The organism is Nocardioides sp. JS614, assembly GCF_000015265.1.
GTDB lineage: Bacteria > Actinomycetota > Actinomycetes > Propionibacteriales > Nocardioidaceae > Nocardioides.
This window is the reverse complement of the sequence record NC_008699.1, coordinates 3,407,431-3,421,698: the sequence shown is the minus strand read 5'-3', so window position 1 is coordinate 3,421,698 and position 14,268 is coordinate 3,407,431. Positions and strand designations below refer to the sequence as shown.

15 protein-coding genes are annotated in these 14,268 nt (G+C 70.4%); 10 read left to right on the top strand and 5 right to left on the bottom strand.

The features are described from left to right. The first annotated feature begins 74 nt into the window (after nucleotides 1-74). A complete protein-coding gene (locus NOCA_RS17785) occupies nucleotides 75-1,298 on the top strand; it encodes a saccharopine dehydrogenase family protein (RefSeq protein ID WP_011756657.1) in 1,224 nt (407 codons plus the stop codon). Nucleotides 1,299-1,309: 11 nt separating this feature from the next. On the opposite strand, the gene NOCA_RS17780 is transcribed toward NOCA_RS17785, so the two are convergent. The 3 genes from NOCA_RS17780 to NOCA_RS25985 form a co-directional block, all read right to left on the bottom strand. Beyond that, the gene (locus tag NOCA_RS17780) at nucleotides 1,310-1,666 is read right to left on the bottom strand and encodes a hypothetical protein (protein WP_140404058.1); all 357 of its coding nucleotides are present in this window, start codon (nucleotides 1,664-1,666) and stop codon (nucleotides 1,310-1,312) included. Between the two features lie 512 nt (nucleotides 1,667-2,178). Further along, nucleotides 2,179-3,462, bottom strand: a complete 1,284-nt coding sequence (locus tag NOCA_RS17775; protein ID WP_011756655.1) for an HNH endonuclease signature motif containing protein — start codon at nucleotides 3,460-3,462, stop codon at nucleotides 2,179-2,181. 341 nt (nucleotides 3,463-3,803) lie between these two features. Then, nucleotides 3,804-5,201: a polysaccharide deacetylase family protein gene (locus NOCA_RS25985; RefSeq protein ID WP_011756654.1), complete on the bottom strand. Its 1,398-nt coding sequence runs from the start codon at nucleotides 5,199-5,201 to the stop codon at nucleotides 3,804-3,806. A gap of 179 nt (nucleotides 5,202-5,380) precedes the next feature. On the opposite strand from NOCA_RS25985, the gene NOCA_RS17765 reads away from it, so the two are divergent. The 5 genes from NOCA_RS17765 to NOCA_RS17745 are packed head-to-tail and all read left to right on the top strand — an operon-like array spanning nucleotide 5,381 to nucleotide 10,048. After that, a complete protein-coding gene (locus tag NOCA_RS17765) occupies nucleotides 5,381-6,439 on the top strand; it encodes an ABC transporter ATP-binding protein (RefSeq protein ID WP_011756653.1) in 1,059 nt (352 codons plus the stop codon). Then, nucleotides 6,436-7,653 carry an ABC transporter substrate-binding protein gene (locus tag NOCA_RS17760; RefSeq protein WP_011756652.1) on the top strand — a complete coding sequence of 406 codons (1,218 nt, stop codon included), beginning with the start codon at nucleotides 6,436-6,438 and terminating at the stop codon, nucleotides 7,651-7,653. The genes NOCA_RS17765 and NOCA_RS17760 overlap by 4 nt, the downstream gene beginning before the upstream one ends. A 1-nt stretch (nucleotide 7,654) precedes the next feature. Continuing rightward, the gene (locus tag NOCA_RS17755; protein ID WP_011756651.1) at nucleotides 7,655-8,503 is read left to right on the top strand and encodes an ABC transporter permease; all 849 of its coding nucleotides are present in this window, start codon (nucleotides 7,655-7,657) and stop codon (nucleotides 8,501-8,503) included. Then, nucleotides 8,503-9,339 carry an ABC transporter permease gene (locus NOCA_RS17750; protein ID WP_011756650.1) on the top strand — a complete coding sequence of 279 codons (837 nt, stop codon included), beginning with the start codon at nucleotides 8,503-8,505 and terminating at the stop codon, nucleotides 9,337-9,339. Before NOCA_RS17755 ends, NOCA_RS17750 begins: the two co-directional genes overlap by 1 nt. Before the next feature lie 43 nt (nucleotides 9,340-9,382). Next, nucleotides 9,383-10,048, top strand: coding sequence for a hypothetical protein (locus NOCA_RS17745; RefSeq protein WP_041546643.1), 666 nt, complete (start codon nucleotides 9,383-9,385; stop codon nucleotides 10,046-10,048). Between the two features lie 12 nt (nucleotides 10,049-10,060). Here NOCA_RS17745 and NOCA_RS28030 read toward each other — a convergent pair whose 3' ends face one another. Then, on the bottom strand, nucleotides 10,061-10,324 hold the full coding sequence (locus tag NOCA_RS28030) for a hypothetical protein (protein ID WP_011756648.1): 264 nt from the start codon (nucleotides 10,322-10,324) through the stop codon (nucleotides 10,061-10,063). 185 nt (nucleotides 10,325-10,509) lie between these two features. On the opposite strand from NOCA_RS28030, the gene NOCA_RS17735 reads away from it, so the two are divergent. The 3 genes from NOCA_RS17735 (at nucleotide 10,510) to NOCA_RS17730 (ending at nucleotide 12,545) form a co-directional block, all read left to right on the top strand. Next, on the top strand, nucleotides 10,510-11,577 hold the full coding sequence (locus NOCA_RS17735; RefSeq protein WP_011756647.1) for a nucleotidyltransferase domain-containing protein: 1,068 nt from the start codon (nucleotides 10,510-10,512) through the stop codon (nucleotides 11,575-11,577). Continuing rightward, on the top strand, nucleotides 11,570-11,980 hold the full coding sequence (locus NOCA_RS27170) for a hypothetical protein (RefSeq protein WP_140404188.1): 411 nt from the start codon (nucleotides 11,570-11,572) through the stop codon (nucleotides 11,978-11,980). Before NOCA_RS17735 ends, NOCA_RS27170 begins: the two co-directional genes overlap by 8 nt. Nucleotides 11,981-12,140: 160 nt before the next feature. Then, nucleotides 12,141-12,545: an NUDIX domain-containing protein gene (locus NOCA_RS17730; protein ID WP_011756645.1), complete on the top strand. Its 405-nt coding sequence runs from the start codon at nucleotides 12,141-12,143 to the stop codon at nucleotides 12,543-12,545. Between the two features lie 407 nt (nucleotides 12,546-12,952). Here the strand turns inward: NOCA_RS17730 and NOCA_RS17725 are convergent, their stop codons facing one another. Then, the gene (locus NOCA_RS17725; protein WP_041546642.1) at nucleotides 12,953-13,168 is read right to left on the bottom strand and encodes a hypothetical protein; all 216 of its coding nucleotides are present in this window, start codon (nucleotides 13,166-13,168) and stop codon (nucleotides 12,953-12,955) included. A gap of 343 nt (nucleotides 13,169-13,511) precedes the next feature. Between NOCA_RS17725 and NOCA_RS17720 the strand changes: the two genes are divergently transcribed. Beyond that, nucleotides 13,512-14,264, top strand: a complete 753-nt coding sequence (locus NOCA_RS17720; protein ID WP_011756643.1) for an isochorismatase family protein — start codon at nucleotides 13,512-13,514, stop codon at nucleotides 14,262-14,264. Nucleotides 14,265-14,268 lie beyond the last annotated feature (4 nt).

The following is a 14,268-nucleotide window of genomic DNA, read 5'->3' as shown; positions in this document are numbered from 1 at the left end:
GGGCTCGACGGTCGGGAGGTGAGGACGTACGGGGTGTGAGCGTTCGTATCGCTGTCGGTGGGAGGGCTTAGGTCGTGAGGATCCTGCTTGTCGGTGCGGGTGGCGTCGGTGCTGCGTTGTGCGCCATCGCGGCACGGCGCGACTTCTTCGAGACGATCGTGGTGTCGGACTACTCCCTCGAGCGGGCGGAGCGGGCCGCCGCCACCGACGAGCGGTACGTCGCCGCCCAGCTCGACGCGTCGTCGGCGGACGCGGTCGCGGCGCTGTGTCGCGAGCACCGGATCACGCACGTGATGAACGCGGTCGACCCGGTGTTCGACATGTCGGTCTTCGGCGGCGCGTTCGAGGCGGGCGCGGACTACCTCGACATGGCGATGTCGCTGTCGAGGCCGCACCCGACCGCGCCGTACGAGAAGACCGGCGTGAAGCTCGGCGACGAGCAGTTCGCTCATGAGCGGGAGTGGGAGTCGGCCGGCCGCCTGGCGCTCGTCGGGATCGGCGTCGAGCCGGGGCTTTCCGACGTGTTCGCGCGGTACGCCGCCGACCACCTGTTCAGCGAGATCGACGAGCTCGGGACCCGCGACGGCGCGAACCTGGTGGTCACCGACGAGGATGGCAACGAGATCTTCGCGCCGTCGTTCTCGATGTGGACCACGATCGAGGAGTGCCTCAACCCGCCGGTGATCTGGGCCGGTGATGGTTCCGGGGCAGGTGAGTGGCACACCACCGCGCCGTTCAGCGAGCCGGAGGTGTTCGACTTCCCGGACGGCATCGGACCGGTCGAGTGCGTGAACGTCGAGCACGAGGAGGTCCTCCTCATGCCGCGCTGGATCGACTGCAAGCGCGCGACGTTCAAGTACGGGCTGGGAAACGACTTCATCAACATCCTCGAGGTGCTGCACACCCTGGGCCTCGACAGCACCGAGAAGGTGCGGGTCAAGGGCGTCGAGGTGAGCCCGCGCGACGTGGTCGCGGCGGTGCTCCCGGACCCGGCGACGGTCGGCCCGCGGATGACCGGCAAGACCTGCGCCGGGGTGTGGGTGACGGGGCGTGGCAAGGACGGGGCCGAACGCTCGACGTACCTCTACCACGTGGTCGACAACGAGTGGACGATGCGCGAGTACGGCCACCAGTGCGTGGTCTGGCAGACCGCGATCAACCCGGTCATCGCCCTTGAGCTGCTGTCGCGTGGCACGTGGCAGGGCGTGGGCGTGCTCGGGCCGGAGGCCTTCGACGCGGTCCCGTTCCTCGACCTGCTGACCGAGTACGGCAGCCCCTGGGGGATCAAGGAGCTCTGAGCGGGCCGACGTCACTTGCCTGAGCCCAGGCCCAGTCGGTCGAGGAGGTCGGCGCCGCCGCCCAGGATGCCTTCGACCGTGCCCTCCTGCCCGGAGGCGCCGGGTGCGGTCGAGAACGGCTCGTCGGTCAGGCGTACGTCGTGACAGCCGTAGTCGTCCACAACCATGCCGGTCAGGTCGCCGCCGTGGTCGTAGACGATCATCCACCGGGGCCCGAGGTCGGCGGTGCATGCCTGCTCGCCCTCGAGGAGAGTGAGGTCGTCGACAGCATCGGCGAGTTCCGCCGTGGTCGCGGCGTCCAACAGCCGCGCCGGTCCGGCGCGGTCCCAGGAGTAGCGGGCGCCGCCGCCCGGTGCTCGTCCCGCCATCATGGTGTCGTAGCGACACACCCAGGCTGTCTCCGGGTTGAGAAGGGACGGAAGCTCCTGCGCCGCGGACTCGGTCCCGAAGCCGTGTCCGCCCGGGTCCTCTCCGATGGGCAGCCTGGGCGGGCAGACCTCGCCGGCGTGGGAGGAGGCCTCACCAGCGTGTACCGACGGGCCGGCGGCGGTGGGGGTTCCGCAGCCGCCTGTCACCAGCGCAGTAGCCATTGCGAGGACGAGCGCCGAGGAAGAGGCACGCACGCCGATGGGACGGCCCGACGGCGGGGGTGGTTCCGGGCGGGCCGCAGCAAGGTGCCGGCGCCGGCATCGTGGTCGCGGCCCTGCGCGGGCGGCGGGGATCTCGACAGGCTCGATCACCGGGGGTGCGCTGTTGGGCGAGCGGCGAAGGCCCCCTGGGGGCCTGGGGGTCGAGACCCCGGTAGCCAAGGCAGGGCGCAGGGAACCGGCACCGGGGCATGGGGCTGGCCCCGTCGGCCGTGGCCGGCGGGGTCGGGTGGTCACAGATGTCGGGTGTAGGTGCGGCCGTGGGGGCTGGTCCAGACGAAGAGTCGTTCGCCGACGCGGTGGAGGCGCCAGTCGCCGTGGGTGCGGAGCCGGTGGTGGAACCGGCAGGCGGGGACCAGGTTGCAGGAGCAGGTGGGGCCGCCCTCGGCCCAGGGGATGACGTGGTCGAGGTCGCAGGAGCGTGATGGTCTGGTGCAGTGGGGGAAGACGCAGGTGGGGTGGGTGAGGAGGACTTGTTCGCGTAGCCGTGGGGAGGGCCGGTAGCCGGGGACCTGCAGGTGTTCGTGCAGGTCCAGGACGGGCCGGATCGTGACCGGGCCGGTCGCGGTGGCGCACCAGCTCGCGACCTGCCCGACCAGGACCTGCGAGCGGGTGTTCTCCACGGTGGCGAGCAGGCCGCGGACCGCGTCGTCGGTCAGGTGCGCGTACAGCATCAGCCCGCGGCCCCGCCGGGACCGCTGAGGCCGGACCGGCTCCGCCTCGGTGTGGGTGGCGGGGTGGGTGTGGAGTCCGAGGGGGAGGTCGCCGCGGGCCAGGGCGCCGACGGCCAGGGCGCGGCGGACGTCGAGGGTCTCGGTGCAGCCGAGGTCGGCGAGTTGTTGGGCGCCGTGTTGGAGGGCCTGGTCGAGGTCGAGGGCGTCGGCCAGGTCGAGCTCGCCGCGCACGGTCATGGTGCCCTGGAGGCCGACCTGGGTGGTGTCGATGTCGCAGAACCGGCCGTCGGCGGCCTCGCGGCGGCGTTGTTCGGCCTGGGCGGGGTCGTGCAGGGCGCGGGCGGCTTCGACGGTGCGGTCGATCTGGGCGTAGGAGACCCGGTGCGCGATCGGGGCCAGGTGCCGGTCCACACAGGCGGCGCCCTCGAAGGAGAGGGAGTGGGTGTGGGCGGCGATCCGGCGGGCCTTCCACACCGGCACCCGCCCGCCCATGACCTGGGCCCACAGTCGGGGGAGCCGGTAGCAGACCTCGACCGCGTCCCCCAGGTAGGCCCGGCCCGCGTCGGTGGTGATCCCGATCGCGGCGGCGAAGTCGGCGACACAGAACTCTGCCACCAGCGGGGCACCCGTCCCGGCGATCGCGACCTCGCCTTCGGTGCCCTCGACGGTGGCGATGTCGGCGACCGAGGTGATCGGGTGCGCGATCGCCCACTCCACCGCGAGAGCGAACTTGTCGATCTCGTTGCGCTCCAGCGCGGACTGGGTGATCTCGAGGGCAGCCAGGACCCCGGCCGCGGAGTCGGTGGACTCCGGGTCGGGGTGCTCGAGGGGCAGGGCTGCCATGTGTCCAACCCAAGCACCGGCCACCGACAGTCAGAGGCCCAGAACCCCTTGTTCCACAGGGTTCCGGGAGATCCGAAAGTAAAATCTTGGGGTCGCGAGAGGGGGCTGCCGGTGGTCGGGGCCCTGCCTTGACCCTCGGGGTCTCAATACGCTCGCTGGCGCTCGCTACTCGACCAACGAATCCTCTCGGTCGTCGAGTAGCGAGACCCAGCCCGGCAGGCGGCGGTCGGTGACCTGCGAGAGGGCCCGCGACCCGGCGCCCACCGCCCCGCCGCTGCCGAGAACCGCGACCACCGCGGACCGCAAGCCGGCGACGGGTCGCCACGGCGCCGCCACAGCCGCTAGAAGATGCGAGGCACGGTGGCCACCGGCCAGCGGACGGCGGCCACGGCGGCGGCGATCGCCTCGGCGCGGCTCTGGCGGGGCGGACGCACCGTGAGCACCGCGCCGGCCCCCGCCCTCGCGTGGGTGGCCCCCACGATCCGCACGGGCAGGTCGTGGACCCCGTCGCGTGGGGCGCCGGGCGGGACGGTGAGGGTCAGGGTCGCGGTCCGGCTGCCGGCTGCGACGACGACGCCACCGCGACCGAGCGGCGAGCGCACCTGCACCCGCACCGGACGGCCACTGGCCCGGTCGAGGCGGACCCGCACGCTCGCACCGGTGGCGAGCAGGGGTGCAGCAGTGACCGTGGCATCGACGAGGCGCGCCACCGGCGGCGGATCGTCGTCGGCGATGGACACCCCGGCCTGCCAGACCAGCGCGGGCTGGACCCCGCGGCCTCCGAACACCTTGAGATCCACCTCCTCACGGACCTCGTCGATGTCGTCCTGGCGGGTCCGCAGCCACAGATGGGCGACCTGGTCACCGACGCCGAAGCGGACCCGGCGCGTCGTCATCTCGAAGTCCGTTCCGCTCGCCGAGCCACCCGCCGCGACGAGCGCCGTCGTCTCCCGGCTGGTCGGCCGGTCGAGGCGGACGGTGAGCCGCACGCGGCCGCCCTCGGTGACCCGCGGCCGGTCCGCGGACACGCTGGCGACCGGGACCGGGGGCGTCGGTCGGCCGTCGGGGCCGAGGGCGGCGAAGCAGAAGCCGCGCTCGCGCAACGCCTGCACCTCACGAGGGATCGCCCGGAGTGTGGCGGGGGAGTGGGTGACGCCGTCGTGCTGGAGCACGATGTTCGTCCGGTGCGGGCGCACCGCGGTGAGCACGCGTCTGGCGATCTGCCGCGGGGTGCCGCCCGACCAGTCGCGCGAGTCGATGGTCCAGAGCACCGGTGTGTAGCCGACGGCCGCGAGCACCCGCCGGACCCGGCCGTCGACGGCGCCGTACGGCGGCCGGACGAGCGTCGGCGCCGGCACGCCCGCCTCGATCAGGGCGTGCCGGGTCCGCTGCAGCGCGCGGCGGATCTGGCCGCCGGTCTGCCCGGTCAGGTCGGTGTGCTCCCAGGTGTGGTTGCCGATCGCGAAGCCGGCCTCGGAGAGGCGCCGCGCCAGCTCGGGGTGGGCGGCCACCCGGGTGCCGACCACGAAGAAGGTCGCCGGCACTCCGAGCCGGTCCAGCCGGTGAGCCAGCCGGGGCGTCACGGCCGTCGACGGCCCGTCGTCGAAGGTGAGGGCAACCAGCCCGCGCGAGCAGGGCCCGATCGGACGGTCCCCGCCCGGTGCGGCGACAGCCGGCACTCCGCCGAGCAGCAGCGCGACCAGCACCAGCACCACGACCAGCACGGGGATCCGGCGCACCCCCGATCACCTCCCGTCCACCTCTCGACCGTGGGACGCCGGAGCCGGTCCCGAGGTTGTCTACACCGGGGAGGAGTGTCGTAAACCGAAGTCACAAGGCGATAACGACGTACTAAATCGTTGCGATCTAGCCCTGAGACGATGGAAATGCGTGGCGCAGCACCGCTACGTTGCCACCTATGGCGACGGCGATCTCCGTGCGGGGGCTGAGCAAGTACTTCGGTGACGTGCGCGCGGTGGACGATCTGGACCTCGACATCGCCGACGGCGAGTTCTTCTCCATGCTCGGTCCCTCCGGCTCGGGGAAGACCACTGTCTTGCGCCTGATCGCCGGCTTCGAGGAGCCCAGCGCGGGAGTGATCATGCTCGGCGGCGAGGACGTGACCCGGCGGCCGCCGTTCGCCCGCGACGTCAACACGGTCTTCCAGGACTACGCGATCTTCCCTCACCTCAGCGTCCGCCAGAACGTCGAGTACGGGCTGCGGGTGAAGAAGGTCCCCGGTGCCGAACGCCGCCGCCGCGCCGAGCAGGCGCTGGCGACCATGCGCCTCGAGGGGTACGCCGAGCGCCGGCCGCACCAGCTCTCCGGCGGGCAGCGGCAACGTGTCGCGCTGGCCCGCGCGCTGGTGAACCGGCCGCAGGTGCTGCTCCTCGACGAGCCGCTGGGCGCCCTGGACCTCAAGCTGCGCCGCGAGATGCAGATCGAGCTGAAGGAGATCCAGCGCGAGGTCGGGATCACGTTCGTCTTCGTCACCCACGACCAGGAGGAGGCGCTCACGATGAGCGACCGCATCGCGGTCTTCAACGAGGGCCGCATCGAGCAGCTCGCGAGCCCCGTCGAGCTCTACGAGCGGCCGGCCAGCGCGTTCGTCGCTGGCTTCGTCGGCACCTCCAACCTGCTCCAGGGTGACGTCGCACGTGACCTGGTCGGGGAGCCGGGCCCGTTCGTGATCCGGCCCGAGAAGCTGCAGCTGGTCGCCGAACCCGCTCGCGAGCCGGGTCTGGTGACGGCTCCCGGCGTGGTGCGCGAGGTCGTCTATCTCGGGGCGTCCACGATGTCGGTCGTCGAGCTCGAGGCCGGCCCCACGGTGACGGTGTCGCACCCGAACACCGACACCTCGATCGACGCCGCGCTCGAACGACGCGACCAGCGCGTCGTCGTCACGTGGCGTCGTGACCACCTGGTGTCCCTGGGTTCCCCCGACCCAGCGGCGTCCCCTGAGGAGGAGACAGCATGAGACGGATCGGATCCACGCGGCTGGCGGCCGTGGCCTGCGCGAGCGTGCTCGCACTCGCCGCCTCCGCCTGCGGCACGAGCTCGGGAGACGGCGACGGAGGCGGAGCGAAGGCCGGCGAGAAGCAGGGTGGCTTCACCGCCCCCGACGTGCCGATGGCCGAGGCGATCGGCGACCCGGAGGGACAGGTGAGCATCCTGGCCTGGCCCGGCTACGCCGAGGACGGGTCGACCGACAAGTCGATCGACTGGGTCACGCCGTTCGAGAAGGAGAGCGGCTGCCAGGCGAACGTGAAGTACTTCGCGACCTCCGACGAGGCCGTGCAGCTGATGAAGACCGGCGAGTACGACGTGGTCTCGGCGTCCGGCGATGCGACGTTGCGCCTGATCGCGGGTGGCGACGTGGCGCCCGTCAACACCGACCTGCTCACCAACTACGGCGACATCGCGGACTTCCTGAAGGACCAGCAGTTCAACTCCGTCGGTGGCCAGATGTACGGCGTGCCGCACGGCTGGGGCGCCAACCTGCTGATGTACACCAAGGACGTCGTCAGCCCGGCACCGACCAGCTGGGGTGCGGTCTTCGACGGCGCGTCGGAGTACGCCGGCAAGGTCACGGCGTACGACTCGCCGATCTACATCGCCGACGCCGCGCTGTACCTGATGAAGACGCAGCCCGACCTCGGGATCAAGGACCCGTACGCGCTCGACGAGGACCAGCTCGCCGCGGCCGTCGACCTGCTCAAGGCGCAGAAGGCGAACGTCTCGGAGTACTGGTCGGACTACCTCAAGGAGGTCGCGGCGTTCAAGAGCGGCGACTCGGTGATCGGCACGACGTGGCAGGTCATCGCGTCGACGATCGGCGACTCGGTCGAGGCCGTCCTGCCCGAGGAGGGCTCGACCGGCTGGTCGGACACCTGGATGATCAGCTCGAAGGCGCCGAACCCCAACTGTGGCTATCTCTGGATGGACTACATCACCAGCCCGAAGGCGCAGGCCGCGGTCGCGGAGTACTTCGGCGAGGCGCCGGCCAACGTGAAGGCGTGCGACCTGACCTCGGAGGGCTTCTGCGACACCTACCACGTGACCGACGCCGACTACGCGGCGCAGATCCACTACTGGACCACGCCGATCGAGCAGTGCCTGGACGGCCGCACGGACGTGACGTGCACCGACTACGGCCAGTGGACCACCGCGTGGACCGAGATCAAGGGGTGAGTTGACCGTCCTCGACCGTCGCCCGGGCCTCCGGGTGGGCCTGCTCCTGACGCCACCGATGCTGTGGCTGGGAGTGGCCTACCTGGGGGCCCTGGCGGCTCTCCTCATCGCCTCGCTGTGGACCCAGAACGACTTCACCGGCCACATCGAGCGCTCGTGGACCCTGGAGAACTTCAAGACCCTCTTCACGGTCGACGTCTACCGGACGATCACCTTGCGCACGATCGGCATCGCGGCGCTGGTGACCGTCGTCGACGCGCTGCTGGCGTTCCCGATCGCGCTGTACATGGCCAAGGTCGCCTCACCACGGATGCAGCGGATCCTGGTGATCTCGGTGCTGACGCCGCTGTGGGCGTCGTACCTGGTGAAGGCCTACGCGTGGCGCGGCATGCTCTCCGCGGACGGCCCGATCGCCTGGATCGCCGCGCCGTTCGGGCTGCACACGCCGGGCTACGGCCTGCCCGGCGTGATCATCACGCTCGCCTACCTGTGGCTGCCCTACATGATCCTGCCGGTGTACGCCGGGCTCGAGCGGCTGCCCGACTCGCTCTTCGAGGCGTCCGCGGACCTGGGCGCCGGCGCCTGGACGACCCTGCGCCGGGTGGTGGTCCCGATGGCCTTCCCGGCGATCGTCGCGGGCTCGATCTTCACGTTCTCGCTGTCGATGGGCGACTACATCGCGGTCAAGATCGTGGGCGGCACCAGCCAACTGCTCGGCAACGTCGTCTACGACAACCAGGGCGCGGCCAACAACCTGCCGTTCGCCGCAGCGGTGGCGACGGTGCCGATCGTCGTGATGCTCGCCTACCTCGCCGCCGTCCGCCGTACCGGCGCGCTGGAGAACCTGTGATGGGCCGGCCCTCGAGCACGTCGATGGCGATGTCCCGTGGCCTGCGCCGCTCGCTCGCGGGCTTCACAGCCGTGGTGCTGGCGATCGTCTACATCCCGCTGCTGCTGGTTCTGGTCAACTCCTTCAACAGTGACAACACCTTCGGCTGGCCGCCGCCGAGCCTCACGCTGCACTGGTGGAAGGTGGCCGCGGAGAGCACGGGCGCCCGGGAGGCGCTCTTCACCAGCATCCAGGTGGCGCTGGTCGCGACCACGATCGCGCTGGTGCTCGGAACGCTCGCGGCGATGGGGCTGCGGCGGACCCGCTTCTTCGGCCGCAACGTCGTGTCGCTGCTGATCATCCTGCCGATCGCGCTGCCGGGGATCGTGACCGGCCTGGCGTTCCAGAACGGCTTCCGCACCATCTTCGGGATCCAGCTGAGCATCTGGACGATCGTGATCGCGCACGCGACGTTCTGCATCGTCACCGTGTTCAACAACGTGCAGGCCCGCTTCCAGCGGCTCGGGACGAACTTCGAGCAGGCCTCGATGGACCTGGGCGCCGGGCGGTGGACGACGTTCCGGCTGGTCACGTTCCCGATGCTGCGCTCGGCGCTGCTCGCCGGCGGGCTGCTGTCCTTCGGGCTCTCCTTCGACGAGATCGTGGTGACGACGTTCACCTCGAGCCCCCAGGACCAGACCCTGCCGATCTGGATCCTGCAGAACCTGTTCCGGCCCAACCAGGCGCCGATCGTGAACGTCGTGGCCGCCGTGCTGGTGCTCGCCTCGGCGGTCCCGATCTACCTCGCCCAGCGGCTCTCCGGCTCGACCGCGGAGGGGCTGACCGGCGCCAGGTGAGCGCTAGGTGACGCGTGCTCGCCGGTCCACCTACGGTGGGCCGGTGAGCGAGAAGGCGGGGGTATCTCGGGACGGACGGCGACGAGCGCTGCTCGTCGGCCTGGCGGCGCTGGTGGTGGTGGCCCTCCTGGTGGGGGCGGCCGCCTGGACGCGCGATCGAGAACGTGACGACGAGTGGGCGCACGGCGGCGACGGCGTGACCGTGAGTGCGCAGATCGAGGCGACGACCAGTGCGGGCTACCCGGACGCGCTCGCCGCGGCCGGAGTGCCGGCCGAGCCGGCCGACTCGCGGGCGCGGCAGTCGTTCGTCCTCCAGGTCTCCTGGAGTGGCACGCCGGACCCCGACGGGTCCTACGTGTTCGTGCTGCTCGACCAGCGACTGTCCCCGCCGAAGCCTCTGGGGGCCATCGCGTCCTGGGACGCCGACGGCGCGTCCGGCCCCAGCTGGGCCGGCTCCTACGGCGCACTGGCGGAGCACTACCCGTGGCTCGCCCGCACCGCGGCGCGGCACCACCCCGACGGCAGCTACACGGACACCGCCGAGGGATTGCTGCTCTCGGCGACGGCGGAGGGGGAGGGCGTCCTGGCGTTCTTCCTGCCCCGCCCCGAGCTCGCGACCGACCGGCCCGAGGACGACCTGCTGCTGGCCATGGTGCGCACCGACGACGACGGCGAGGTCCGCTGGGCGCGCCGGGTGCCGCTCACCTGAGTCGAGCCCGGGTCAGGTGTCGTCCTCGGTCAGCGTGGTCGACGGCAGCCAGTCGGCTCCGAGCAGCTGGGCGAGATCGGCGAGGCCCGTCGTGTCGCTGCCGACCGTCTCGGAGGCCGCGGCGATCCGCTCCACCATCACCCGGCCGACCTGCTCCTCGACCGTGCCCTCGGCGTACGCGATGTGCCACGGCGAGACCTGGCGGTCGCGGTGGGTGCGCCCGGTCACCTGCCGGCCTGCGATGCCGGAGAAGCGCGCCTGGTGGAAGACGCCCACCCGCGGCTCGGTGCTCGCCTGGCGGCCGTCGGCGAGGGTCTCGCCGGCGTGCAGGCTGATCGAGGCGACGGTGGTGAAGACGCAGACCTTCGCCTGCTCGGTCTGGAACCGGAGCCGCTCGGCCTAGCTACGCGTCGAACCGGTCGCGGACCGAAGATCGGCACCGGCCCCCACGGAGCGGCGCGGTGCAGCATCGTCGGGGGCCGCTCGTCGGCGAGCCAGCCGCGCACCAGATCGAGGTCGGCGGCGCGCCGCGCCGGGCCGGTCGTCCAGGCTGCGCCGTACCGGCCCTGTTCCACCCCGACGCCGTGGCGATCGAGGGCGGCGGTGAACGCCGCTCCGGGCTGCGTCGCCGAGGTCCACTCCCGCATCGGCTCGCCGAGCACCTGCGCATAGACGGTCGCGAGGTACGGCAGCTCCAGGGTGTGTGTCCCGGCGTCGCGGTCGTCGCGATGACGAACGGCGCCTGGTCGTCCGGTGGCACGACTCAGGTTGGGTATCCAAGAAGAGCCGGACTTATACTATTAGATATGGACCTATCTGATCCGACGCGAGCCGTGGTGCCAACTCTCGACGGTCCCGTGCTGGCTGTCCTAGCTACTGCTGGCCGGCCGTTGACGGTGGGCCAGGTCGCGGCGGAGGTGGCGCGAGGGTCCGAGATCGGTGTCCGGCGAAGCCTCGCGCGACTCGTGGAGCAGGGCACGGTCCGGGCCACCTTGATGGGACGAAACCAGGTCCACGAACTCAATCGCGACCATGTCGCTGCTCAGGTCGCGGTGCTCTTGGCAGGGCTCAGGCTCGACCTGTGGGAGCGGTTCCGGACCGAGTTGAAGTCATGGAAGGTCCGCCCGCTCTACGCCGCAGTCTTCGGCTCTGCGGCGCGAGGTGATGGAGGTGTCGACAGCGACATCGACCTGCTCGTCGTCCACCAGGTGTTTCCTGGTGAGACGAGGCCGAAGAGCATCCGCAGCGACATCCGAAGTCAGGTTGCGGACGGAGCAGGCGCCGTGACTCTGAGCGCCACTGATCGAGATGCGGACAAGCGTTGGGAGAGCCAACTTGCCGATCTGCACGACCGGGTCGAGCGCTGGACCGGCAACCCACTGCAGATCGTCGACCTCTCCTTCTATGAATGGCGCCATCCGCCTCAGGAGTATCAGCCTCTGCTGTCCGATGTCCGTCGCGACGGAGTCGAGCTGGTCAAGGCGCGCGGACTCACGATCTGGACCACCATGGACTCAGCCGATGGCTAAGCCGCCGCGGACCCGTGCAGCCGACAATGAGGATGCTCGGACGCGGGCTCAAGCGGCCGTCGCGTACCTCGAGGTCGCCAGTCTCGTTCTCGATGATGATTCAGCCGCCATGCCTGGCGTCGCGGCGGGTCTTGCGGTGCTCGCGGGCATCGCGGCGTCCGACGCGATCTGCGCTCGACGACTTGGTCTGATTCACCGCGGCGATGACCATCGAACGGCTTCCGGACTCCTCGCCACTGCGACCCCCGACGGAGCAAAGCTGTCTCAGGTGTTCCGCCGCCTAATCGACATCAAGGACGAAGCGCACTACGGACTGACGCTCGTGTCCTCGCGCAAGGCGCGTGACGCAGTGCGTTGGGCGCAGACCCTGGTTTCGCGTGCGGTCGAAGAGCTTGAACGCTGACCGGGTGGTTCGAGGCGAGGCCCGCGCGTTCTTACGCAACGCCGTCGTCACTACGACTGCTTGATGCACAACCGTGTCGAAGTGACGCACCTCGCCAACGGCGCAAACGCCAGGTGGCGTAGGTGGTTCTGACGTCGGTTGTCTGTGCTGTGATCGACTCGTGATTCAGGTCGTGGTCGGCGCGTTGATGAGTGAAGATCGCGTTCTGCTCGGGCATCGGAGCCCGAACAAGATCGCCTACCCGGACGTGTGGGATCTGCCCGGGGGAGTCGTCGAGGCAGGCGAAACCGAACTGGGCGCGCTGACGCGGGAGCTCCAGGAGGAGCTCGGCGTGACCGTGTCGACGGCCTCGGTGTCCCACCTATGTCGGCTGACCGCAGGGCGCGCGGAGCAACCGGTGCTCCTCAGCACGTGGCTGGTCACTGACTGGCAAGGAACTCCAACAAACACTGCCCCTGAAGAGCACGACGACATCGGATGGTTCGGTTCGGACGACCTGCCTCCGCTCGCGCACGAAGCCATGCGCACGGCTCTGGTGAATGTGATGCGGACCAGCAGGGCCTGAAGTTGGACGCACGGTCGTCGGCAGATCCGTGCGTCCCGCAGGCGGCGGATAGACGGAACTCCTTGGGCGCCTGCTCAGGTTCGGTGCTGGATGAGAGCGACCTGGTGAGCCGTGCACGCGATCTCCAGGGAGACGATCCAGCCAATGAATGTCCATCCCAGCAGGATCGAGCGGATCTGCACGTCCGGCAGGCGGCTTGGTGACTCATCTGCGGCTGGGTCAGGTCGGGTCGTGTGCTCCACCACGCGCCAGAGCGCGTTCTCAGGCACACGACCCGGGGGGTGTGACTTCGGCCCGCGCCATTCTGGGCTACGGAATGTCCCTGGGCTCTACCCGATGATCGTCGTTGGCGCCTGGAGAGCGGGTACGACAGGGCGCGGACGGCCTAGCTGGTCCGCCCGTACCGGTCAGGGCGCGGTCTCGACCTCCGCCTCGGCCGGGGCGGCCGCCACCGTGGGGACGGTCGCGGCCTGCTCGGCCCGCAGGAAGCTGCCGGTGCGTTCGCGGCCCAACAGGGGAGTGGGCTCGCCGTCGGCGACCACGCGGCGCCCGGCGATGAACACGGCGGGGACGGCGGCGTCGTTGCGGTTGACCATCCGCGAGAGTCCGCCGTACTGCTCCACTGGGCTCTCGTGGTACTCCTCCAACGCATCGTTGAGACGGGCCGGACCAGGCGCCGATCGTGAACGTCGTGGCCGCGGTGCTGGTGCTCGCCTCGGCAGTCCCGATCTATCTGGCTCAGCGGCTCTCGGGCTCGACCGCGGAGGGCCTCACCGGTGCGCGGTGACGGTGGGCTGGTGACACCGGTCCAGCGGCCGCCCTATGCTCGATCGATGGCGCAGCAGCCCGGCCGAGCCCGGTCCCACGGCCAGCCGTTCGCTGTCGCCGCCTGCTCTCGCTCAACCGGCGTGGATGGCGGGAACGGAGTGTCTGGAGCGATGGGACCTTCTTCGAGAGTGAGCGATCATGACCGATCGTCCTGCTGACGTCATCTCTGCGATCACCGACGAGGCCTTGCCTGACAAGGTCTCGCTTGCCGATGCCCGCGCCGCGGGTCGCTTCGGACACGACAAGCCGACGGTCGAGAACTCCGTGGTGCTGCTGATCGACCACCAGATCGGCCTGCTCGCGAGCACCCGCGACACCTCGAGCGCCGCGGAGCTCAAGAGCAACATCGTCGGCCTCGCGAGGGTCGCGAAGGCCCTCGAGCTGCCCACCCTGATCACGTCGTCGAATGCGCACTGGCAGAACGGCGACGTGCTGCCGGAGATCAAGGAGCTCTTCCCCGAGACCCCCATCATCCGTCGGACCGGCATCATCAACGCCTACGAGGACCCGACCTTCCGGGCCGCCTTCGACAAGATCGTCGAGGAGACCGGCCGCGACCACGTCATCCTGGCCGGGGTCACGATCGGCACCTGCACCCTGTTCCCGACCCTCTCGCTGCAGAACGACGGGTATGTGGTCTACCCGGTGATCGACGCCGCAGGCGCCTGGAACCGCTACGAGGCCGACGCCGCGATCGCCCGGATGGTGCAGGCCGGCGCGCAGCCCGTCTCCACCTTCGCGCTCGCCTGCGAGCTCCAGGCGGACTGGAAGAAGCCGTGGGCGAACGCCATGCTCGAGCCGTTCAACCAGAACTTGTCCGAGTACGGCTACGTGCTGCAGAACTTCTGGAACAACTACGGCAACAAGGTGGTGGCCGACCCGTTCGCCTGAGCCT